This is a genomic window from Citrobacter sp. Cy070 (assembly GCF_030332245.1).
In the GTDB taxonomy this organism is placed as follows: Bacteria; Pseudomonadota; Gammaproteobacteria; order Enterobacterales; family Enterobacteriaceae; genus Citrobacter; species Citrobacter youngae.
In genome coordinates, this window is record NZ_JAOWIG010000074.1 from 63,550 (window position 1) to 85,337 (window position 21,788).

General features: G+C 51.1%; 24 protein-coding genes and 1 pseudogene. 14 read left to right on the forward strand and 11 right to left on the reverse strand.

From position 1 onward, the window contains the following. The first annotated feature begins 2 nt into the window (after positions 1-2). The 4 genes from OGY19_RS14570 to gstA all read left to right on the forward strand — a co-directional run bounded on the left by OGY19_RS14570 (position 3) and on the right by gstA (position 4,157). Complete coding sequence (locus OGY19_RS14570) at positions 3-695, forward strand: electron transport complex subunit E (RefSeq protein ID WP_048211748.1); 693 nt, start codon at positions 3-5, stop codon at positions 693-695. Beyond that, positions 695-1,330, forward strand: coding sequence for an endonuclease III (nth, locus tag OGY19_RS14575; protein WP_048211749.1), 636 nt, complete (start codon positions 695-697; stop codon positions 1,328-1,330). The genes OGY19_RS14570 and nth overlap by 1 nt, the downstream gene beginning before the upstream one ends. A 611-nt stretch (positions 1,331-1,941) precedes the next feature. Next, positions 1,942-3,447, forward strand: coding sequence for a dipeptide/tripeptide permease DtpA (gene dtpA, locus OGY19_RS14580; RefSeq protein ID WP_048211750.1), 1,506 nt, complete (start codon positions 1,942-1,944; stop codon positions 3,445-3,447). A gap of 104 nt (positions 3,448-3,551) precedes the next feature. Beyond that, positions 3,552-4,157 carry a glutathione transferase GstA gene (gstA, locus tag OGY19_RS14585; RefSeq protein ID WP_048211751.1) on the forward strand — a complete coding sequence of 202 codons (606 nt, stop codon included), beginning with the start codon at positions 3,552-3,554 and terminating at the stop codon, positions 4,155-4,157. Positions 4,158-4,240: 83 nt separating this feature from the next. Here gstA and pdxY read toward each other — a convergent pair whose 3' ends face one another. The 5 genes from pdxY to anmK all read right to left on the reverse strand — a co-directional run bounded on the left by pdxY (position 4,241) and on the right by anmK (position 8,819). Then, positions 4,241-5,101 carry a pyridoxal kinase PdxY gene (pdxY, locus tag OGY19_RS14590; RefSeq protein ID WP_048211752.1) on the reverse strand — a complete coding sequence of 287 codons (861 nt, stop codon included), beginning with the start codon at positions 5,099-5,101 and terminating at the stop codon, positions 4,241-4,243. 63 nt (positions 5,102-5,164) lie between these two features. Next, positions 5,165-6,439 (reverse strand): tyrosine--tRNA ligase, encoded by a 1,275-nt coding sequence (gene tyrS / locus OGY19_RS14595; RefSeq protein WP_020996426.1) that lies wholly within the window; start codon positions 6,437-6,439, stop codon positions 5,165-5,167. A gap of 126 nt (positions 6,440-6,565) precedes the next feature. Beyond that, positions 6,566-7,222: a pyridoxamine 5'-phosphate oxidase gene (gene pdxH, locus OGY19_RS14600; protein ID WP_048211753.1), complete on the reverse strand. Its 657-nt coding sequence runs from the start codon at positions 7,220-7,222 to the stop codon at positions 6,566-6,568. A gap of 58 nt (positions 7,223-7,280) precedes the next feature. Next, positions 7,281-7,610 (reverse strand): C-type lysozyme inhibitor, encoded by a 330-nt coding sequence (mliC, locus tag OGY19_RS14605; protein WP_086523662.1) that lies wholly within the window; start codon positions 7,608-7,610, stop codon positions 7,281-7,283. 87 nt (positions 7,611-7,697) lie between these two features. Next, positions 7,698-8,819 carry an anhydro-N-acetylmuramic acid kinase gene (gene anmK / locus OGY19_RS14610; protein ID WP_115602083.1) on the reverse strand — a complete coding sequence of 374 codons (1,122 nt, stop codon included), beginning with the start codon at positions 8,817-8,819 and terminating at the stop codon, positions 7,698-7,700. Between the two features lie 274 nt (positions 8,820-9,093). Between anmK and slyB the strand changes: the two genes are divergently transcribed. Then, entirely contained in the window at positions 9,094-9,561 is a 468-nt protein-coding gene (gene slyB, locus OGY19_RS14615; protein ID WP_003029175.1) for an outer membrane lipoprotein SlyB, read from the forward strand. A gap of 48 nt (positions 9,562-9,609) precedes the next feature. Here slyB and slyA read toward each other — a convergent pair whose 3' ends face one another. After that, complete coding sequence (gene slyA, locus OGY19_RS14620) at positions 9,610-10,050, reverse strand: transcriptional regulator SlyA (RefSeq protein ID WP_019076732.1); 441 nt, start codon at positions 10,048-10,050, stop codon at positions 9,610-9,612. 192 nt (positions 10,051-10,242) lie between these two features. On the opposite strand from slyA, the gene OGY19_RS14625 reads away from it, so the two are divergent. The 3 genes and pseudogenes from OGY19_RS14625 (at position 10,243) to OGY19_RS14635 (ending at position 13,382) form a co-directional block, all read left to right on the forward strand. Further along, positions 10,243-10,479, forward strand: coding sequence for a DUF1656 domain-containing protein (locus OGY19_RS14625; protein WP_005127177.1), 237 nt, complete (start codon positions 10,243-10,245; stop codon positions 10,477-10,479). Positions 10,480-10,481: 2 nt separating this feature from the next. After that, positions 10,482-11,345 (forward strand): efflux RND transporter periplasmic adaptor subunit, encoded by an 864-nt coding sequence (locus OGY19_RS14630; RefSeq protein ID WP_115602084.1) that lies wholly within the window; start codon positions 10,482-10,484, stop codon positions 11,343-11,345. Further along, positions 11,342-13,382: pseudogene (locus tag OGY19_RS14635) on the forward strand (FUSC family protein). The gene OGY19_RS14630 and the pseudogene OGY19_RS14635 overlap by 4 nt, the downstream one beginning before the upstream one ends. Here the strand turns inward: OGY19_RS14635 and sodC are convergent. From sodC to OGY19_RS14650, 3 genes are all read right to left on the reverse strand, one after another. After that, positions 13,358-13,879: a superoxide dismutase [Cu-Zn] SodC gene (sodC, locus tag OGY19_RS14640; protein ID WP_115602085.1), complete on the reverse strand. Its 522-nt coding sequence runs from the start codon at positions 13,877-13,879 to the stop codon at positions 13,358-13,360. The pseudogene OGY19_RS14635 and the gene sodC overlap by 25 nt on opposite strands. Positions 13,880-13,960: 81 nt before the next feature. Further along, positions 13,961-14,857 carry an aldo/keto reductase gene (locus OGY19_RS14645; protein WP_061067856.1) on the reverse strand — a complete coding sequence of 299 codons (897 nt, stop codon included), beginning with the start codon at positions 14,855-14,857 and terminating at the stop codon, positions 13,961-13,963. A gap of 49 nt (positions 14,858-14,906) precedes the next feature. Further along, a complete protein-coding gene (locus OGY19_RS14650; protein ID WP_048211759.1) occupies positions 14,907-15,146 on the reverse strand; it encodes a DUF1289 domain-containing protein in 240 nt (79 codons plus the stop codon). Positions 15,147-15,247: 101 nt separating this feature from the next. On the opposite strand from OGY19_RS14650, the gene OGY19_RS14655 reads away from it, so the two are divergent. The 4 genes from OGY19_RS14655 (at position 15,248) to rnt (ending at position 18,246) form a co-directional block, all read left to right on the forward strand. Beyond that, complete coding sequence (locus tag OGY19_RS14655; protein WP_048211760.1) at positions 15,248-15,847, forward strand: TetR/AcrR family transcriptional regulator; 600 nt, start codon at positions 15,248-15,250, stop codon at positions 15,845-15,847. Positions 15,848-15,901: 54 nt separating this feature from the next. Further along, entirely contained in the window at positions 15,902-16,999 is a 1,098-nt protein-coding gene (locus OGY19_RS14660; protein WP_115602086.1) for an alkene reductase, read from the forward strand. Positions 17,000-17,096: 97 nt separating this feature from the next. Further along, positions 17,097-17,504 (forward strand): lactoylglutathione lyase, encoded by a 408-nt coding sequence (gene gloA / locus OGY19_RS14665; RefSeq protein WP_003029198.1) that lies wholly within the window; start codon positions 17,097-17,099, stop codon positions 17,502-17,504. Positions 17,505-17,598: 94 nt separating this feature from the next. Continuing rightward, positions 17,599-18,246 carry a ribonuclease T gene (gene rnt, locus OGY19_RS14670; RefSeq protein ID WP_048211762.1) on the forward strand — a complete coding sequence of 216 codons (648 nt, stop codon included), beginning with the start codon at positions 17,599-17,601 and terminating at the stop codon, positions 18,244-18,246. A 53-nt stretch (positions 18,247-18,299) separates the two neighbouring features. On the opposite strand, the gene grxD is transcribed toward rnt, so the two are convergent. Further along, positions 18,300-18,647, reverse strand: a complete 348-nt coding sequence (gene grxD, locus OGY19_RS14675) for a monothiol glutaredoxin 4 (RefSeq protein WP_003832760.1) — start codon at positions 18,645-18,647, stop codon at positions 18,300-18,302. Positions 18,648-18,981: 334 nt separating this feature from the next. Between grxD and OGY19_RS14680 the strand changes: the two genes are divergently transcribed. After that, positions 18,982-19,812 (forward strand): C40 family peptidase, encoded by an 831-nt coding sequence (locus OGY19_RS14680; protein WP_115602087.1) that lies wholly within the window; start codon positions 18,982-18,984, stop codon positions 19,810-19,812. Positions 19,813-19,939: 127 nt separating this feature from the next. Beyond that, the gene (sodB, locus tag OGY19_RS14685; protein WP_048211764.1) at positions 19,940-20,521 is read left to right on the forward strand and encodes a superoxide dismutase [Fe]; all 582 of its coding nucleotides are present in this window, start codon (positions 19,940-19,942) and stop codon (positions 20,519-20,521) included. Between the two features lie 40 nt (positions 20,522-20,561). On the opposite strand, the gene OGY19_RS14690 is transcribed toward sodB, so the two are convergent. Beyond that, positions 20,562-21,731, reverse strand: a complete 1,170-nt coding sequence (locus tag OGY19_RS14690; RefSeq protein WP_115602088.1) for an MFS transporter — start codon at positions 21,729-21,731, stop codon at positions 20,562-20,564. Between the last annotated feature and the right edge of the window lie 57 nt (positions 21,732-21,788).

Consider the following 21,788-nt stretch of genomic DNA (forward strand, 5'->3'; position numbering starts at 1 on the left):
CCATGAGCGAAATTAAAGACGTCATTGTTCAGGGGCTTTGGAAAAATAACTCCGCCCTTGTACAGTTACTCGGGATGTGCCCGTTGCTGGCCGTTACCTCTACTGCAACCAATGCGTTAGGTCTGGGGCTTGCGACTACGCTGGTGTTGACCCTGACAAACCTGACAATTTCAGCGCTACGCCGCTGGACACCGCCCGAAATCCGTATTCCCATTTATGTCATGATCATCGCCTCCGTAGTGAGTGCGGTACAAATGCTTATCAATGCCTACGCCTTTGGCCTGTATCAGTCTCTGGGTATCTTTATCCCCTTAATTGTGACCAACTGTATTGTTGTTGGCCGCGCAGAAGCCTTCGCCGCTAAAAAGGGCCCTGCTTTATCCGCGCTCGATGGTTTTTCTATTGGCATGGGGGCGACCGGCGCCATGTTTGTTCTCGGATCGCTGCGTGAAATCATAGGTAACGGTACATTGTTCGACGGCGCAGACGGACTGCTGGGCAATTGGGCCAAAGTCCTGCGCGTGGAGATCTTCCATACTGACACACCATTTCTGCTGGCCATGCTACCGCCGGGTGCATTCATTGGCCTGGGGCTGATGCTGGCTGTTAAGTATCTGATTGATGAAAAGATGAAGAAGCGTCGTGCCGAGGCCGCTATGGCAGCAGACCCGGCGGGTGAAACAGGGAATGTGTAATGAACAAAGCAAAACGGCTGGAAATACTGACGCGCCTGCGTGATAACAATCCGCATCCGACAACCGAGCTTAATTTTACATCACCGTTTGAACTGCTGATTTCGGTCTTGCTCTCCGCGCAGGCCACCGATGTCAGCGTCAATAAAGCAACAGCTAAGCTTTACCCCGTCGCTAATACGCCTGCCGCGATGCTGGAACTCGGCGTTGAAGGTGTTAAGTCCTACATCAAGACAATCGGTTTGTTTAACAGCAAAGCGGAGAACGTGATTAAAACCTGCCGCATTTTACTGGAAAAGCACAATGGCGAGGTTCCGGAAGACAGAGCCGCATTAGAAGCCCTGCCTGGCGTTGGGCGCAAGACGGCGAATGTAGTGTTAAATACCGCCTTCGGCTGGCCAACGATTGCCGTAGATACCCACATTTTCCGGGTATGTAACCGGACACAATTTGCCCCAGGTAAAAACGTCGAACAGGTCGAAGAGAAACTGCTGAAAGTCGTCCCCAGTGAATTTAAAGTCGATTGCCACCACTGGTTAATTCTTCATGGTCGCTACACCTGCATAGCCAGAAAACCACGTTGCGGTTCCTGCATTATCGAAGATCTTTGCGAATTCAAAGAAAAAGTCGATATCTGACAACATGGGGCCATAACGCTGGCCCCTATTTCATAACGATTAGTTATGCACTTCTCAATCGTTAATTTCCCGACAATGATGCCGTACCTTCCTGCATATCTGATGTAATATTCTTGTGAACTAACACCTGAGTAGGTTAATCGTTTTTTTAATAGTAGAAATTTCTATCCATCCGTGATCAAGATCACCCTGATAACATTATGTAAAATATTTATTATTTTGTAGTTAAAATGACAATCAGATGACCTGACAGGTTCGTTTCGATACAAAACATTACACTGGCTATTTTTCAGATAATGGACCATATCACTACCTTCAAGCCAAAATAGCAGAACATATCGCCACATTCCCATTTTAACCCCATCCTGACAGTGTAAAAATCTGCCATTCTCCATATGAAGAAATTTAACGCTGGATAACATTTCTCAGCCCCGACGATTTCACCATCTGAGTTATATGTAACAGATTATTACAAACCCCTTGTCTGAATGGTCAAGATAGTGAACATTACTTGCCGTTTCCCCTCCCACTATAACAATCGGACGGATGAACTTGACTCATCACGTACCAGAACACCCCCGTTGATATGGGATGTAAAAAAAGAGGTAAAAGTGTCTACTGCAAACAATAAACCAACAGAAAGCGTCAGTTTAAACGCCTTCAAACAACCAAAAGCGTTCTATCTCATTTTCTCAATTGAGCTATGGGAACGTTTTGGTTATTACGGCCTGCAAGGGATTATGGCCGTCTACCTGGTGAAGCAACTGGGTATGTCAGAAGCGGATTCCATCACCCTTTTCTCCTCCTTTAGCGCCCTGGTGTATGGCCTTGTTGCCATTGGTGGCTGGTTAGGTGATAAAGTTCTGGGTACAAAACGCGTCATTATGCTGGGTGCCGTTGTCCTGGCCATTGGTTATGCGCTGGTTGCATGGTCTGGTCACGATGCGGGTATCGTTTATATGGGTATGGCAGCCATCGCGGTCGGTAACGGCCTGTTTAAAGCGAACCCATCTTCCCTGCTTTCTACCTGCTATGCCAAAGATGACCCGCGTCTTGATGGTGCATTCACCATGTACTACATGTCCGTCAACATCGGCTCATTCTTCTCTATGCTGGCAACACCGTGGCTGGCAGCGCGTTATGGTTGGAGCACCGCGTTCGCCCTGAGCGTTGTAGGTATGCTGATCACCGTTGTTAACTTCGCCTTCTGCCAGCGCTGGGTTAAACAGTACGGTTCCAAGCCTGACTTTGAGCCGATCAACTTCCGTAACCTGCTGCTGACTATCGTTGGCGTTGTGGTGCTGATCGCGATTGCGACCTGGCTGCTGCACAACCAGCAGATCGCACGTATGGTTCTGGGTGTAATTGCTATCGGTATCGTATTTATCTTCGGTAAAGAAGCCTTCACCATGCACGGTGCTGCCCGTCGTAAAATGATCGTCGCCTTCATTCTGATGCTGGAAGCGATTATCTTCTTCGTGCTGTACAGCCAGATGCCGACCTCACTGAACTTCTTTGCGATTCGTAACGTTGAGCACTCTATTCTTGGCATTGCTTTCGAACCTGAACAGTACCAGGCGCTGAACCCGTTCTGGATCATCATTGGTAGCCCAATCCTCGCCGCTATCTATAACAAGATGGGCGATACGCTGCCGATGCCAACCAAATTTGCGATTGGTATGGTGCTGTGTTCCGGTGCGTTCCTGATCCTGCCGCTGGGCGCTAAATTCGCGACCGATGCGGGCATCGTTTCTGTTAACTGGCTGATCATCTGCTACGGTCTGCAAAGTATCGGTGAACTGATGATTTCTGGTCTGGGCCTGGCGATGGTGGCACAGTTGGTTCCACAGCGTCTGATGGGCTTCATTATGGGTAGCTGGTTCCTGACCACTGCCGGTGCAAACATCATCGGTGGTTACGTGGCTAACATGATGGCGGTTCCGGAGAATGTGACCGATCCGCTGATGTCTTTGGAAGTCTACGGGCGCGTGTTCCTGCAGATTGGTGTTGCAACGGCGGTTATCGCTGTTCTGATGCTGCTGACGGCACCGAAACTGAATCGTATGACTCAGGACGACGAAGCCGATGAGAAAGCCGCTAAGGCCGCAACAGCGTAATTCTCAGGGAAACTTAATTTCAGGCCGCTAACTGTTGTTAGCGGCTTTTTTTTTGCTCCAGGTAGCACTACCATACGGTATACCTCAGCCAAAAGGAGTTACCGATGAAACTGTTCTACAAACCGGGCGCTTGTTCTCTCGCTTCCCACATCACACTTCGTGAGAGCGGTAAAGATTTCACTCTGGATGGTGTTGATCTGATGAAGAAACGCCTGGAAAACGGCGACGATTTTTTCGCGGTAAACCCGAAAGGACAAGTTCCCGCACTGTTGCTGGATGATGGTACACTACTGACCGAAGGCGTCGCCATCATGCAATATCTGGCAGATACCGTTCCAGACCGTCATCTCCTGGCCCCTACCAGCAGTCTCTCCCGCTACAAAACTATCGAATGGCTTAACTATATTGCTACAGAGCTACATAAAGGTTTTACCCCACTGTTCCGCCCGGACACGCCAGAGGAGTACAAACCAACCGTACGCGCATTGCTTGAGAAAAAAATGCAGTATGTGAACGAATCGCTGAAAGACAACCCGTGGATTTGCGGCGCACGCTTCAGCATTGCTGATGCCTATCTGTTTACCGTACTGCGTTGGGCGTATGCGGTTAAGTTGAATATGGCAGGATTAAGCCATATCGAGGCGTATATGGCGCGGATGGCTGAACGCCCGGCGGTTGCCGCAGCGCTTAAAGCGGAAGGATTAAATTAATTGTTGTTGCCGGGTAGCGCTTGCGCTTACCCGGCCTACAGCCAAACCCAGGCCCGATAAGCGTGAGCGCCATTGCACATTGATTACAGCTGAGTAGCGCTAAAGTAGTGTTCCGGTTTCGCGATACGATCCTGAGCGGCAACCACCTGCAGCTCATACTCCTGCATCTCTTTGGTGGCGATCATAATTTCGTACACCGCCGCAGTCACATGTTCCAGCGCCTGCTGCAATGAAGCCCCCTGCAACAGTTTAACCAACAGCAAGCCACTGGTGACATCACCAACGCCAACCGGTTGGCGTGAGCCAAAATCAACAAGCGGACGGCTGATATGCCACGCCTGATCAGCGGTGACCAACAGCATCTCAAAGCGATCTGCGCTCATGCCTGCACGGGCAAGATGCTTAACCAGCACAATTTCCGGCCCCTGCGCAATCAGTTCACGGGCAGCCAGCACCGCCTCATCAACATTGTTAACCGCATGCTCGCACAGAATTTCGAGTTCAATCAGATTTGGCGCGATAATGTCGCTGGCCGGAAGTGCGTGACGAACATGAAATTCCGCAACGCCAGGTGCCACGATGCACCCTTTTTCAGGATGACCCATCACTGGATCGCAAAAGAATTTCGCCTGGGGATTTGCCGCTTTCACTTTGCGCACAATACCCAGAATATGCTCGCCCTGCTCAGCGGATCCCAGATAACCACTCAGCACCGCATCGCAGGTCTGAAGTTTATCGATATCAGCAATGCCCTGAACAATCTCAGTCAGGTGACTGGGTGGCATAACACAGCCGGTCCATTTACCGTACTGCGTGTGGTTAGAAAACTGAACGGTGTTGAGCGGCCAGACATTCGCGCCAAGACGACGCATCGGAAATTCGGCAGCACTGTTGCCGGCATGGCCAAAAACAACGTGGGACTGGATGGCGAGGATATTCTTCATTTTACTTACCACAACCCTAAAAAATAAAGGGGCGTAGTTTCCCACGCCCCTGCTGACTTTGACTTACTTCCAGCAAATCAGACAGTAGTTCTTTTTGCCACGGCGCAGTAAGGTGTAGCGGCCGAACAAAATATCACTGTCCTGGAAGAAATATTCCGGGTCAGATTGTTTCTCACCATTAATGGTGACCGCATTAGACGCAATGGTCTTACGCGCCTGACCGCGAGAAGGCTGCAGTTCAGAATCCACCAGCGCCTGCATCAGGTCGGCACCCTTGTCCATTTCAATCATCGGTACACCATCCTGTGCCAGCTGTTCGAAGTCCGCTTCGCTCAGGTCGCTCAGGTTACCATTGAACAGGCTTTCGGTAATGCGTTTCGCCGCCACTAAACCTTCTTCGCCGTGAACCAGACGCGTTACCTGCTCAGCCAGAACATACTGGGCACGCGGCGCTTTACCGCTGTTCTTATCTTCTTCTTCCAGCGCATTGATCTCTTCAATGTCCATGAAAGTGAAGAATTTCAGGAAGCGATATACGTCCGCGTCAGCTGTGTTGATCCAGAACTGGTAGAACTTGTATGGGCTGGTTTTCTTCGGATCCAGCCAAACTGCGCCACCTTCCGTTTTACCGAATTTGGTACCGTCAGCTTTAGTGATCAGCGGAACCGTCAGGCCAAATACCTGATTCTGATGCAGACGGCGGGTCAGATCGATACCCGAGGTAATGTTACCCCACTGGTCAGAACCGCCAATTTGCAATGCCACGCCATGCAGTTTATTCAGGCAGGCAAAATCATAACCTTGCAGCAGGTTGTAAGAAAACTCGGTAAAGGAGATCCCCTGATCGTCACGGTTCAGACGCTGCTTAACCGCTTCTTTGTTGATCATCTGGTTTACGGAGAAGTGTTTGCCGATATCACGCAGGAAAGTCAGTACGTTCATACCGCCAAACCAGTCGTAGTTGTTCGCAGCAATCGCCGAGTTGTCGCCACAGTCGAAATCGAGGAACGGTGCCACCTGTTTGCGGATTTTATCCACCCACTCCTGCACGGTATCTTCAGTATTCAGTTTACGCTCGGCGGCTTTGAAGCTCGGATCGCCAATCAGACCCGTTGCACCACCCACCAACGCAACAGGCTTATGGCCTGCCTGCTGGAAGCGTTTCAGGCATAACAATGGAACCAGATGCCCCAAATGCAAGCTGTCAGCGGTAGGATCGAAGCCGCAATAGAGCGCGATCGGGCCTTGCGCCAGTCGCTCTGCTAACGCTTCCTCGTCCGTCACCTGGGCCACCAGCCCCCGCTCTTGCAATTGTTTAATCAAGTTACTGCTTGCCATCAAAATCTCCATGTATAAAACGACTGCACCTTTGCCGGTACACGACTTTTCGCCTGATGCGAAAGAGACATAGAATAAAGCGCCGGATTCATCAGCACCAGCGCTTAAAACAAGAATTTTGCATCTTTAGGGGGCCAGACGGTCAATTTTCCACGCGTCATCTTCACGTTGGTATAAAAAACGGTCGTGCAGACGGTTTTCACCACCCTGCCAGAACTCCATTTGTTCAATGCTCACGCGAAAGCCGCCCCAGAAACTCGGCAACGGAACTTCCCCTTGCTGAAACTTCTGCTTCAGCTCAAGAAACTTACTTTCCAGAATTCCGCGTGCGGAGATCCGACTGGACTGCTTAGAAACCCAGGCGCCAATCTGGCTATCGCGCGGGCGACTGTGGAAATATTTTACCACCTCAAGAGTGGACAAGCGTTCGGCCTTGCCGATGACCATCACCTGCCGTTCCAGCGTATGCCAGGGGAACAAGAGGCTAATGCGTGGGTTGTTCTCGATCTGGTGCGCCTTACGGCTGCCCATGTTGGTATAAAACACCAGCCCTTTGTCATCATAATGTTTGAGCAACACGATTCGCTGATACGGCTGACCGTGTTCATCGACTGTTGCGACGACCATAGCGGTAGGGTCTGCCAGTTTGGCATCACAGGCTTGCCCCAGCCAGCGCTCAAACAGCGCAAGGGGTTCGGCGGGAAGATCGCGGCGGCGAAGACCACCTTTCGTGTATTCACGGCGCAGATGCGCGATTTGCTGCAATTCGTCGTTATCAGACATGATGTTGGCTACGGATTGTCAGTGGGTGACGCTATTGTGCGCCGCCCAGGTGAAAATCTCAACGCTTCGGGTTCTGTAACTGACAGTTATTTAGCACAATTCTGTCTCGTTTATAGACCGTTGCCTCGTCGCCTTTAGACCAGAAGACGTAGATACCATCGGTATAGCGTGCACCTGATGCCGACACACCCTGTTTGAGATTCAATAGTTGATTATCATAAACAAAGCTCGCCACCTGTCGGGTATTGTTCAATTTTACGGTAAGCGGTTTTTCATCACAGCGGTATTCGAGCGTATCCGTTTGCATGCGCTCGACAAATTGGTTGTACACACTACAACCGGTAAGCAATACGGGCAGACACACTAATAACAATTTTTTCATAGCCATTTCCTGAAGACTTTCCTGGTCCCGGAGGGCAAAAACACCCTCCCTAACATCCCTAGTTTATCGGTATAGCGCCTGAAATAATTTCAGTTAACTCTGAGTTCGTGGATTGGCGGGGAAAATAGCCCCTAAAACGCTGGGCTCAGATGCGCCGGTCACCGAAGGCAGGTTGCCCGGCAGTCCCGCGAGTGTACGCCACGCCAGCCAGGCAAAGGCCAACGCTTCCATATCATCACCACTGATCCCGGCTTCATCGGTGGAGGTCACTTCCGTCCCTGGCAGCAGCGCCGCCAGACGCATCATAAGAAGTGGATTGCGACTACCGCCGCCACATACCATCAACCGTTCACACCCACCGCTCAACAGGACCTGCTCGGAAATCGTCACGGCCGTCAGTTCAGCCAAAGTCGCCTGTACGTCTCGTGGGCGAATTCCCGGAAACTGCGCCAGATGGCGTTCAATCCAGCCATAATTGAAATATTCGCGCCCCGTACTCTTTGGCGCTGGTGCAGAGAAATACGGATCGTTAAGCATCGTTTGCAACAGTGGCAGGATCACTGTACCCGAGCAGGCCCACTGTGCATCTTTATCATAAGGTTGGCCACATTGCCGCCAAATCCACGCATCCATCAGCATATTGCCCGGGCCGGTGTCATACCCCCGAACCGGTTGTTTTGGAATGAGCAGTGACAGATTGGCAATACCACCAATATTTAACACCATCCGGCATTCCGTTGGATGCGCCAGCAACGCCTGATGAAAAGCTGGAACCAGCGGTGCCCCCTGTCCACCTAACGCGATATCGCGCCGACGAAAATCACCGACCACCGTTACCCCGGTACGCGCTACAATCTGGTTGTTATCACCAATTTGTAACGTGTGTGGCGCAATTCCTGTCGGTTCATGCCACACGGTTTGCCCATGACAGCCGATCGCGACAATATCCTGCGGTTTTAATTTTTCCTGCTGCAGCAACGCGTTCACCGCATCAGCGAACAAACGCCCCAACTGCGTGTCCAGTTGACCGTATTGGGAAAGCGTCAGTTGCTGCCCCTGACAAATATCCAGAATGGCCTGTTTTACATGAACGGGGATGGGCCATGTCAGACTTGCCTGCTGCGCAACCATCGTTTCATCTATCGCCGCCAGCACAACATCCACACCATCAAGGCTGGTTCCAGACATCACTCCGATAAAACGGCCCGATTTCATACGTCATCCTTTTAAGCAAATTAGCCTTGACACTCCACCATAAAGTGTCGACTAATTCCATGCTTCCTTGATGATTTTTGCAGGTTAATCTTTCCAGTAACCGCTAAATTCCATCACCGTGATGAATGATTCGTTTATACTCGGTTAACCCGATTTCGGTTAAGATTTTCATATTGTTCCAGTAGAACATGTGACCTTAGACTCACAAATGCCATATAATTTAGCCATGAGGAGTGCTTTATTAGCGTTTCGTGGTGACAAAGGAGATTTGTAAATGATTAAACGTGTGCTGATTGTTTCATTAATGGGCGTATCTTTAGCGGGCTGCGTTAACAATGATAGCCTTTCCGGTGACGTGTATACCGCATCCGAAGCGAAACAAGTTCAGAACGTTACCTACGGTACGATTGTTCATGTTCGTCCGGTGCAAATCCAGGGTGGTGACGACGCAAACGTGATTGGCGCTATTGGTGGTGCTGTGCTGGGTGGGTTCCTCGGTAACACCGTAGGCGGCGGTACCGGTCGTTCATTAGCGACAGCTGCAGGTGCGGTTGCTGGTGGCGTAGCAGGCCAGGGCGTACAAGGCGCGATGAATAAAACCCAGGGCGTAGAACTGGAAATTCGTAAGGATGACGGTAATACCATTATGGTGGTTCAGAAGCAGGGTGCGACCAAATTCTCTGCGGGTCAGCGCGTTGTTATGGCTAACAATGGTAGCCAGGTTACCGTGTCTCCACGTTAATCGAATTCACGTGTGGTCAGCCTCTGGCCACACGTCGTTTTGATCGCTTTAGCCCTGCGACTGCAGTTCAATGATATTGTGTTCCAGTCTGGCGACCAGTTTTATCAGCAGATCAATTTCCTCAGCGGAAATCCCTTCCAGAATTTCGCCGCGCGTTTTATTGATAACCGCTTCCATATCAGCAATCAGCGGTTCGGCCTTCTCCGTTAATTTAATTCTCTTTGCCCGACGATCGCTGGCGCAAGTCTGTCGTGAAATGAGTCCCTTTTCTTCTAACTGGTCGAGTGTACGCACCAATGAAGGCTGCTCAATACCAATCGCTTTAGCCAGTTGAATCTGTGATTGATCCGGTGGCAACTGATGAATGTTGTGCAGCGTAACCCAATGCGTCTGCGTCAACTCCAGAGGTTTCAGGCGATGGTCAATCAGAGCACGCCAAATGCGCACCAACCGTGCCAGATCAGAACCTAATGGCGATTCCAATTTCATCTCCTTATAATTAGCTTGCTAAGTTATTGTGCTGATTTTAGAATAGTGTGCAGCATTTGTATTCCCAAAACAAATGTATTGCCAAATTTGCTTACCGGATGACATTTTTTCAGACATTATGCGTTACAGAGACACATTGTCCCTTTTTTTGCTAAACCTATAGCAACGCTCTTTTCGCCAAGGATTTTGCCCGTGAAGTTTATGTTTAATGCAACAGGATTGCCCCTACAAGATTTAATGATCGGAGCATCTGTCTACTTCCCCCCTATTTTCAAGGCGTTTGTTGCAGGATTTATCCTCTGGCTAGTTGTTCATCGCCTGCTACGCGACTGGATCTATTCTGGCGAAATCTGGCATCCCCTGTTAATGGATCTGTCCCTCTTTACGCTTTGCGTGTGTCTGGCCTTTGTCATGTTGATTGCGTGGTGATTATGTCGCTTAAAACCATTAAATACTTCTCCACTATTATAGTCGCTGTCATCGCCGTCCTCGCCGGGTGGTGGATGTGGAATTACTATATGCAATCTCCATGGACGCGTGACGGAAAAGTCCGCGCTGAACAGGTCAGCATCACACCGCAAATCTCTGGCAGCATTAGTGAACTCAACATTAAAGATAATCAACTGGTTAACAAAGACGATATTCTTTTTGTTATCGACAAGACCCCTTTCCAAATAGCTGAGCTGAATGCACAGGCTCAACTGGCCAAAGCGCAGTCCGATCTGACCAAAGCCGATAATGAAGCCAGACGTCGCCGCAATTTGTCGCAAAATTTCATCTCGGCAGAAGATTTGGACAGTGCACTGCTCAATGTAAAAGCCATGCAGGCGACCGTTGCCGCAGCCCAGGCCAGCTTGCGCCATGCTCAGTGGCAATTGGCGCAAACGGTAGTCAAAGCCCCGGTCACAGGCTGGGTCACCAATCTATCAACCCGTACCGGAGACTACGCCTCAACGGGTAAACCGCTGTTTGCTCTGGTCGACAGTCATTCTTTTTATGTCATGGGCTATTTCGAAGAAACCAAGCTACGCCATATTCAAGACGGGGCACCTGCTCTAATCACTCTCTACAGCGGCAACATTAAGTTACAGGGTCACGTTTCCAGCATTGGTCGCGCTATTTATGATCAGAGCGTGGAAAGCAATTCCGGTCTGGTTCCTGACATCAAACCAAACGTTCCGTGGGTCCGTCTGGCGCAGCGGGTTCCTGTTCGTATCGAATTTGATACCCTTCCGCACGATGTTACGCTGGTTTCGGGGACAACCTGTAGCGTGTCCATCGGTCAGCAAAAATGAAACTGCCCCGCCTGACACCAGCCAGTCTGCCGTGGTTTAAAGCCACGAGCGGACAATGGCGTTACGCGCTGCGTAATACTATTGCGATGTGTCTGGCGCTAACCTTCGCCTATTACCTCAATCTGGACGAACCCTACTGGGCGATGACATCAGCAGCGGTAGTCAGTTTTCCAACCGTTGGTGGCGTGATCAGCAAAAGTCTGGGGCGTATCGCGGGCAGTTTACTTGGTGCAACGGCCGCATTGATTATAGCCGGCCATACACTCAATGAACCGTGGCTGTTTCTGTTGAGCATGTCAGTCTGGATCGGTTTTTGTACCTGGGCGTGCGCGCATTTCACCAACAACGTGGCCTACGCTTTTCAACTGGCAGGCTATACCGCAGCGATTATTGCGTTTCCAATGGTGCATATTACAGAGGTTACGCAACTGTGGGATATCGCCCAGGCACGTGTGTGCGAAGTCATTGTCGGGATCCTGTGTGGCGGCTTGATGATGATGATCCTGCCCAGTACATCCGATGGCACCACGCTGCTGACCGCATTGAAAAATATGCATGCACGTTTGCTGGAGCATGCCAGTTTACTCTGGCAGCCAGAAACCACAGATGCTATCCGCACCGCCCATGAAGGGGTGATCGGCCAAATCCTGACCATGAATCTGCTACGTATTCAGGCGTTCTGGAGCCACTACCGTTTTCGCCGTCAAAATACCTTGCTCAATGCGTTGTTACACCAGCAGTTGCGGTTGACCAGCGTAATTTCCAGTCTGCGGCGGATGCTACTGAACTGGCCCAATCCCCCGGCAAATACCCGGAATGTCATTGAGCAGTTGCTGAACGCATTGGTAAAACCCGATACCGACAGCTACGCCGTCGCGCGGATTATCGCCCCGCTGTGCCCCGTCGATCAGCATGACTATCGGCACGTCGCCTTCTGGCAGCGTCTGCGCTATTTTTGCCGTATCTATCTGAAAAGCAGCCATTATCTGCGCTTACTGGAAAAGGGGGTTACGGTCGATAATATCAATATTGAGCGCACGCCGGGTCTTGCCCGTCATACCGATAACGCGGAGGCTCTCTGGAGCGGATTGCGTACCTTCATTACGCTGATGGCAATCGGCGCGTGGAGCATTGGCGCACAATGGGAATCAGGCTCCGGGGCTCTGACACTTGCCGCCATCAGCTGCGTGTTGTATTCCGCCGTAGCAGCCCCCTTCAAATCACTCTCTTTGCTGATGCGCACGCTGGTCCTGCTGTCGCTGTTCAGTTTTGTGGTGAAATTCGGTCTGATGGTACAAATTACCGATCTCTGGCAGTTCATTCTGTTTCTCTTCCCACTGCTTGCCACCATGCAGTTGTTAAAATTACAGATGCCGAAACTGGCGGGGCTTTGGGGACAGCTGATCGTATTTATGGGATCGTTCATCGCGGTGACCAATCCTCCCGTCTATGATTTTGCAGTTTTTTTGAATGACAATACGGCGAAGATCACGGGCGTCGCTCTGTCGTGGCTGGCTTTTGCCATTCTGCGGCCAGGTTCTGATGCGAGAAAGAGCCGCCGTCATATTCGCGCGTTACGGCGTAACTTTGTTGATCAACTTAGCCGCCATCCGTCACTCAGTGAAAATGAGTTTGAGTCACTGACCTATCATCATGTCAGCCAGCTCAGCAACAGCCAGGATGCACTGGCGCGACGTTGGTTACTACGCTGGGGAGTGGTGCTACTGAACTGCTCACACGTGGTATGGCAACTTCGCGTCTGGGAGGCACGATCAGATCCGTTGGCGCGCGTCAGGGATGTGTGTATATCACTGTTACGCGATGTGATGAGTGAACGTGGCGTGCAGCAACGTCCGCTGAATGCCACGCTTAACGAACTCCAGCGCATCTGTGATGCACTGGCCCATCATCATCAGCCCGCAGCGCAGGAGTTATCGGCCCTTATCTGGCGACTACACTGCTCACTTTCACAACTTGAGCAAGCGCCGCCACCGGGCACGCTGAGTCGCTGATTACTTGATAACACCACAGGCGTAGCGCGCACCTCCGCCGCCAAGTGGTTTCGGTTGATCGGACATATTATCGCCACCCACATGGATCATCAGCGCCTTACCTTTTACCTCGTCGAGCGTTTTGAGCCGCGGCGCAACAACCGGCGTTGTCGCATTCCCTTCGTTATTTACCACCAGCAATGGCAGGTCACCCATGTGACCTGTGCCTTCCGGACCTTCATGCTTGCCAGTTTTATGCGGATCATAATGACCGCCAGCCGATTCTGCTGCTGAGGCTTTACCCTCTTTGATAGCGGGTTGGCAACTGCCGTTAGCATGCACATGAAAACCATGTTCACCCGGTGGCAGTGCTTTAAGATCAGGCGTAAACTCCAGCCCTTTTGCGGATTCGGCAATAGTGACCGTACCAATCTCCTGGCCAACGCCCTGCGACGTCACCAGATTCATCACCACCTTCTCACTGGCAGCCTGAGCACCTGCACAGGCCAATAACGTGATGATGGCTAAACTCAAACGTTTCATACAACCTCCGTCATCCAGGTGTCTGACTGATAAGTGTAATCCAGTGACACAAATTTGAACGACGGAACGCTGAATACGTGATTAAGGCACGTCGTAACCGAGCGCCGCTTTACGAATACGGAACCACTGCTGGCGAGACATGTTCAATGACTCTGATTCAATTGCAGCACGCACACGTTCGATTTTACCCGAGCCAATAATCGGCAGTGGCTGCGACGGCAGACGCAGGATCCACGCATACACCACTTGTTCTATGGACTGTGCATTCAGTTCTTCTGCTATCACGGCAAGTTCATTTCGTAATGGCTGGAACGCATCGTCATTAAACAAGCGACCGCCGCCGAGGCAGGACCAGGCCATTGGACGGATACGCAGTTGTTGCAGTTGATCTAAAGTACCATCCAGCAGGAGCGGCTGATGTACCGGAGAGATCTCAACCTGGTTGGTTGCCAGCGTAAACGGTAGACGCGATTGCAACAATGAGAACTGTGCCGGGGTGAAATTAGAGACACCAAAATGGCGCACCTTACCGCTATGATGTAATGTCTTGAAAGCTTCCGCCACATCGTCTGCATCCATTAACGGATCGGGACGGTGGATCAACAGCAGATCAAGATGATCGGTTGCCAGCAGCTTCAGCGACTGTTCGGCACTGGCAATAATATGGGCGCGGTCAGTGATGTAATGACCCAGCGCGTTTTCCTCTTTCGCCGTCGTGGCAATACCGCATTTGGTCACAATCTGCATTTTTTCACGCAGGTGCGGTGCCAGTTTCATCGCCTCGCCAAACGCCGCCTCACACTGGTATCCGCCATAAATATCCGCGTGATCGACAGTCGTGACACCCAGATCGAGATGTTCCTCAATAAAGCTGACTAGCTGACGTGCGGACATATTCCAGTCCATCAGGCGCCAGTACCCCATCACAAAGCGCGAAAATTCCGGGCCTTGCGGCGCAATAGTAATACGCTGAACCATAGCAGCTTCCTTATAAGTGAATGTGCATCGAGTATACGCAATTACGCTTTTAAAAGAGTGAAGGTTGTTGCGGTTCTTCCGGCGGGTTGGATTTGTTTGCGCGTAATTTACGCATCAGGCGCTGGCGACAAAGCCGCAGTACCTCCTGCTTTTGGGCATCGCTCATTTTCTGCCAATTAAAACGCTCATCCCGACTGCGAAAACATCCACGACAAAAACCGCGTTCGTCAGACTGACATATTCCACGGCATGGGCTCTGGACGGGGAAAAACTCCAGCTGTTCGGCCACATCCCCTCCTTTAGTGAGATTGATATACCTATTGAAGACGTTAACTGAATTTCTCGCAAGGGCTATTGCATTAGACCGACTGGTCTATTACAATTTTTCCCATGAACAAAGTCACTGAACACGATACACGCGAACATCTGCTGGCGACCGGCGAACTGCTGTGTATGCAGCGCGGCTTCACCGGCATGGGCTTAAGCGAACTACTGAAAACCGCTGAAGTTCCTAAAGGTTCGTTTTATCACTATTTTCGCTCTAAAGAAGCGTTCGGCGTCGCGATGCTGGAACGCCACTATGCGGCCTATCATCAGCGACTGGCTACGCATTTTGCTACAGGGGCGGGGAATTACCGCGACCGTATCCTGGCCTACTATCAGGAAACCCTGAACCAATTTAGCCAGCACGGGATTATCAGCGGCTGTTTAACCGTTAAGCTGTCTGCCGAAGTGTGCGATCTGTCAGAGGATATGCGCACAGCGATGGATAAAGGTGCACGGCACATTATTGCGTTGTTAGCGCAGGCGCTGGAGAAAGGCCGGGGCAATCACTGTCTGTCCTTTGTTGGCGAGCCGTTACAGCAGGCACAGGTGCTGTATGCATTGTGGCTGGGCGCCAACCTCCAGGCCAAGATTTCTCGTAGCGCCACTCCGTTGGAAAATGCGCTGGCGCACGTTAAAACCATCATTACAACGCCTGCCGTTTAACAGGCGTTTTTATTTCCTTTATTACTAGACGACCGGTCTATTCAGGAGTGCCACATGTCATCTGAAAAACTGTTTTCCCCACTGAAAGTGGGCGCCATTACGGCAGCGAACCGCATATTCATGGCGCCACTGACGCGTCTGCGCAGCATCGAGCCGGGCGACATCCCTACTCCGCTGATGGCCGAGTATTACCGTCAACGCGCCAGCGCAGGTCTTATTATCAGCGAAGCGACGCAGATCTCCGCCCAGGCGAAAGGCTACGCAGGGGCGCCGGGGCTACACAGCGAAGCACAGATTGCCGCGTGGAAAAAAATCACTGCGGCCGTACATGCTGAGCAAGGTCATATTGCTGTTCAGTTGTGGCACACCGGGCGCATTTCTCACGCCAGTCTGCAGCCAAATGGTCAGGCACCGGTTGCGCCTTCTGCGATTAGCGCCGGTACCCGCACCTCACTGCGCGATGAAAATAGCCAGGCAACACGTGTCGATACCTCAATGCCGCGTGCGCTGGAAACCGCAGAAATCCCAGGCATCGTAAATGACTTCCGTCAGGCGATTGCCAACGCACGCGAAGCGGGTTTCGACATGGTTGAACTGCATTCCGCTCACGGCTACCTGCTGCATCAATTCCTGTCACCAACGTCTAACCAGCGTACCGATCAATACGGCGGTAGCGTTGAAAACCGTGCGCGTCTGGTACTGGAAGTCGTCGATGCAGGTATTAAAGAATGGGGTGCCGATCGCATTGGTATCCGTGTTTCCCCTATCGGCTCGTTCCAGAACGTCGACAACGGTCCGAATGAAGAGGCTGATGCTCTGTACCTGATTGAACAACTGGGCAAGCGCGGCATTGCTTATCTGCACATGTCCGAGCCAGACTGGGCTGGTGGCGAACCGTATTCAGACGCGTTTCGCGAGAAAGTTCGCGCCCGTTTCCACGGTCCGATTATTGGTGCGGGCGCCTATACGCCAGAGAAAGCCGAATCACTGATCGAGAAAGGTCTGATCGATGCTGTTGCCTTTGGTCGTGCTTACATTGCTAACCCGGATCTGGTTGCACGTCTGCAGCGTAAAGCCGAGCTCAATCCACAGCGTGCGGAAAGTTTCTACGGCGGCGGTGCTGAAGGCTATACCGATTATCCTACCCTGTAATCTCACAAACTCAGTTCTGCCATTGATAGCGGCGTAACAACGCCGCTATACTAAAACAACATTTTGAATGTATTAGCCATTTTCGAAGGGGAAAAAGATGCGTTTACTTCATACCATGCTGCGCGTGGGTGACCTGCAGCGTTCCATCGAGTTTTATACTAACGTGTTGGGCATGAAGCTGCTGCGTACCAGCGAAAACCCTGAATACAAGTACTCTCTGGCCTTTGTCGGCTACGGCCCGGAAACCAGCGAAGCGGTGATCGAACTGACTTATAACTGGGGTGTCGATAAGTATGAGCTGGGCACAGCCTACGGTCATATCGCCCTGAGCGTAGATAACGCGGCAGAGGCCTGTGAACGTATTCGTCAAAACGGCGGTAACGTAACGCGTGAAGCGGGTCCGGTAAAAGGCGGCACAACTGTGATCGCGTTTGTTGAAGATCCGGACGGCTATAAAATTGAGCTGATCGAAGAAAAAGACGCCGGCCGCGGTCTGGGCGACTAACCTCCCCTCGGGCGCAGATCGTCTGTGCCCGTAGTTTTATACTCATCATTTTGCCATAATACGCGCTGCAATTTTCCCGTATTAAGAGACCCAGATGTCCGATAACGCTCAACTTTCCGGTCTGTGTGACCGTTTTCGTGGTTTTTATCCTGTCGTCATTGATGTCGAAACAGCAGGATTTAACGCAAAAACCGATGCGCTGCTTGAAATTGCCGCCATCACTCTGAAAATGGATGAACAAGGCTGGCTGATGCCGGACATGACGTTACATTTCCACGTTGAACCGTTTGAAGGGGCGAATTTACAACCCGAAGCGCTGGCATTTAACGGTATCGACCCGAGCAACCCGCTGCGTGGCGCGGTCAGCGAGTACGACGCGCTGCATGCCATCTTCAAAATGGTGCGTAAAGGTATCAAAGATAGCGGCTGTAATCGGGCTATCATGGTGGCGCACAATGCGACATTTGATCACAGTTTTATGATGGCTGCAGCAGAACGCGCTTCACTGAAACGTAATCCGTTTCACCCCTTCGTCACCTTTGATACGGCAGCATTAAGCGGCCTGTCGTTGGGGCAAACAGTACTGTCGAAAGCCTGTCTGGCTGCAGGAATGGAGTTTGATGGGACTCAGGCGCACTCGGCGCTGTATGACACAGAACGGACAGCCGTTCTGTTTTGCGAAATCGTTAACCGCTGGAAACGCCTCGGCGGTTGGCCTCTTCCCATGCCCGAAGAAGCATAACGGACCGATAAAAAAAGCGACCATCACAGGTCGCTTTTTTATTTCCGCTAAAATTACTCAGCGTCTGGCTCTTCGGTTTTGTATTTCGCAGCAGTTTCTTTAATCAACTGCTGCAACTCCCCGCGCTGGTACATTTCAATTAAAATGTCACAGCCGCCTACCAGTTCACCATCAACCCACAGCTGTGGGAAAGTCGGCCAGTTGGCATATTTCGGCAGCTCGGCGCGAATATCCGGGTTCTGCAGAATATCAACATAAGCAAAACGTTCACCACAGGCGGACAACGCTTGCACAGCCTGAGCAGAGAAACCGCAGCTTGGCAGTTTTGGGGAACCTTTCATGTACAGGAGAATCGGGTTTTCAGCGATCTGGCGCTGGATTTTTTCGATAGTGGTGCTCATTATCTTGCTTCCTTAAACTTCTTTTACGGCAGTAGTCTGACATTGTAGCGGGTCAGGCAGGTAACGGAAAATAACATTTTCATTACGCGATATTATTTTATCGCCTGTCGTTAAAAGTTGCATTCACAATCTCATTTATCCGCATGGAGCCTGTGGATTTGATTATCTGTTCACCAATTACGCCCTGAATTGCTGTTTTTTTTTGCGGTCGGTTACGAAACGTAGTTTTAAACGAAAAAAGCTATTAACTTTCCCTCTTTCTATAGATTAGAATCGTCAAGTTTTGAAAATCACACGCAGGCACGATAGACCTGCCTTACCAGAGGACTGCTCAGTGGCGCGGATAAACCGAATCTCGATCACGCTCTGTGCTTTACTTTTTACCACACTGCCTTTAACGCCTATGGCTCATGCTTCCAAGCAGGCCAGGACGACACCTACCGCTTCCCACACCGTCAAGACGGTAGATAAAAAGAAAAGCGCAACAGCCAGCCAAAAAGCAACAAAAACCAACAAGAAAACGGCGACAAAAAACACCAGTAAAACCAGTACGAAAACGGCTTCCTCCTCCAAAAAACGCACAGCGACTCCGGCAAAATCGACGAAAACAGCAAACCGCCGTAGTAAAACAGCGGCAATACAATCCCCCGCCGTCACCTGGACTGAAAAATGTACCCCGCGCAAAGGTCATAAGCCACGTTGTGTAAAAGTGAAGACGACTGCGCCAACAGCCGTTGCTGATGTACATAAAGTGAAAGTACAGAAAGCAACCAAAACCGCCATGTCTACCCTGATGAACCAAATCGGCAAACCTTACCGTTGGGGGGGCACCTCACCCAGAACCGGTTTTGATTGCAGCGGGCTGGTTTATTACGCATACAAAGATCTGGTCAAGTTCCGTATTCCGCGTACCGCCAATGAAATGTATCACCTGCGCGACGCTGCGCCAATTGAACGTGGCGAACTGAAAAACGGTGATCTGGTCTTCTTCCGCACGCAAGGTCGCGGTACCGCCGACCACGTTGGCGTCTATGTCGGCAATGGTAAATTTATCCAGTCTCCACGCAGCGGTCAGGAAATTCAAATAACCTCTCTGAGCGAAGATTACTGGCAACGCCACTACGTGGGCGCTCGCCGTGTAATGACGCCGAAAACAATTCGCTAAAAACTTACCCTACAGAATATGCTGTAGGGTAAGTTCTTCTTTTGCATAACCTTTCAATTTGCTATCCTATCCTTACTCACAATGAGGCTATTGTGTGTACTCAATATAAATAATAAGGAGAGAAGCAATGTCGTTCGAATTACCTGCATTACCGTATGCCAAAGATGCTCTGGCACCGCACATTTCTGCCGAAACGCTGGAATACCACTATGGCAAACATCACCAGACTTACGTTACTAACCTGAATAACCTGATTAAAGGCACGGCGTTTGAAGGTAAATCACTGGAAGAGATCGTACGTAGCTCTGAAGGTGGTGTATTCAATAACGCAGCCCAGGTCTGGAACCACACGTTCTACTGGAACTGCCTGGCCCCGAACGCAGGTGGCGAGCCGACCGGTAAACTGGCCGAAGCGATTGCCGCCTCCTTTGGCAGCTTTGCAGACTTCAAAGCACAATTCACCGATGCCGCTATCAAGAATTTCGGTTCTGGCTGGACCTGGCTGGTCAAAGGAACGGATGGCAAACTGGCTATCGTGTCCACCTCCAACGCAGGTACACCGCTGACGACTGACGCGACGCCGCTGATGACCGTTGACGTGTGGGAACATGCTTACTACATCGATTATCGTAATGCCCGTCCTGGCTACCTGGAACACTTCTGGGCACTGGTGAACTGGGAATTTGTTGCGAAAAACTTCGCAGCATAAGATGACAACGCAGAAGGGTTTCCCTTCTGCGTTTTTGTTTTTAATTCGTTGCGTTGCAGACTTCTTCCGCTTGTTTCCTTGCCGAGACAAAGACCAGCAGTAGCGCAAGTCCCGCCACAATCGCCCCCATTACCGGTACGAAACTGTAGCCCAACCCTCCGGAAATTACCGCCCCACCAGCCGCTGCTCCCAGGGCATTCCCCAGATTAAACGCGCCAATATTAACTGACGATGACAATCCAGGCGCCTCGCTGGCAACGCGCATCACACGCATCTGCAGCGGCGGAACCACCGCAAACGTTGCTGCACCCCACACCACCATACTCACGGCCGCACCCAGCTCATTACGCGCAAGGAAAGGTATCGCCAGCATAATAATCATCAGCAGCAGTAAAAAGCCTTTCAGCGTACCGTTAACCGAACGGTCAGCCAGTTTACCCCCCAGATAGTTACCGATAGAGAACCCAACGCCAATCAGCACCAGCATAGCGGTGACAAACGCCGGTGTAGCATGAGTAATGCTATGCAGCACGGGTGAGATGTAGGTATAAAGCGTAAACATCGCCCCGGCCCCCAGAACGGTCGTCAGCAGAGCCGACAACACCTGCGGACGCATGAGTACCGCCAGTTCGCTGCGGACATCCGGGCGCTCTCCTGCCCCACCTTTGGGTAATGAGAAGAACAGGCTGACCATGGCGATAACACCCAGTCCCGCCGTCGCCATAAAGGACATACGCCAGCCGATGGTTTCCCCAAGCCAGGTTGCTGCGGGAACACCGCCAATATTGGCAATAGTTAACCCCATAAACATGGTTGCTACGGCACTGGCCTGTTTGTGTTTGGGCACCACGCTTGCGGCAACCACAGAGCCAAGGCCGAAAAATGCCCCGTGGTTAAGACTGGTCAAAATGCGCGACAGCATCAGCGTCGTGTAATCCGGAGATATCGCCGAAAGTACATTACCCAACGTAAAAATGGCCATCAGGAAGATAAGCGCATTGCAACGCGCACGATGGGACAGCAGTAATGTCATCAGCGGGGCGCCAACCATCACGCCTACCGCATACGCGCTGATTAACATCCCTGCGGCCGGAATGGATACATCCACGCCTTTGGCAATGACGGGTAGCAACCCCATAGGAGAAAATTCGGTCGTTCCAATGCCAAACGCACCTATCGCCAGCGCCAGTAAAGGATAATTGAGTTTCATCTATCGACTCCGTAACGTCGAGCCTTGGCACGACACATCATAAGATGTCAAAAGCAT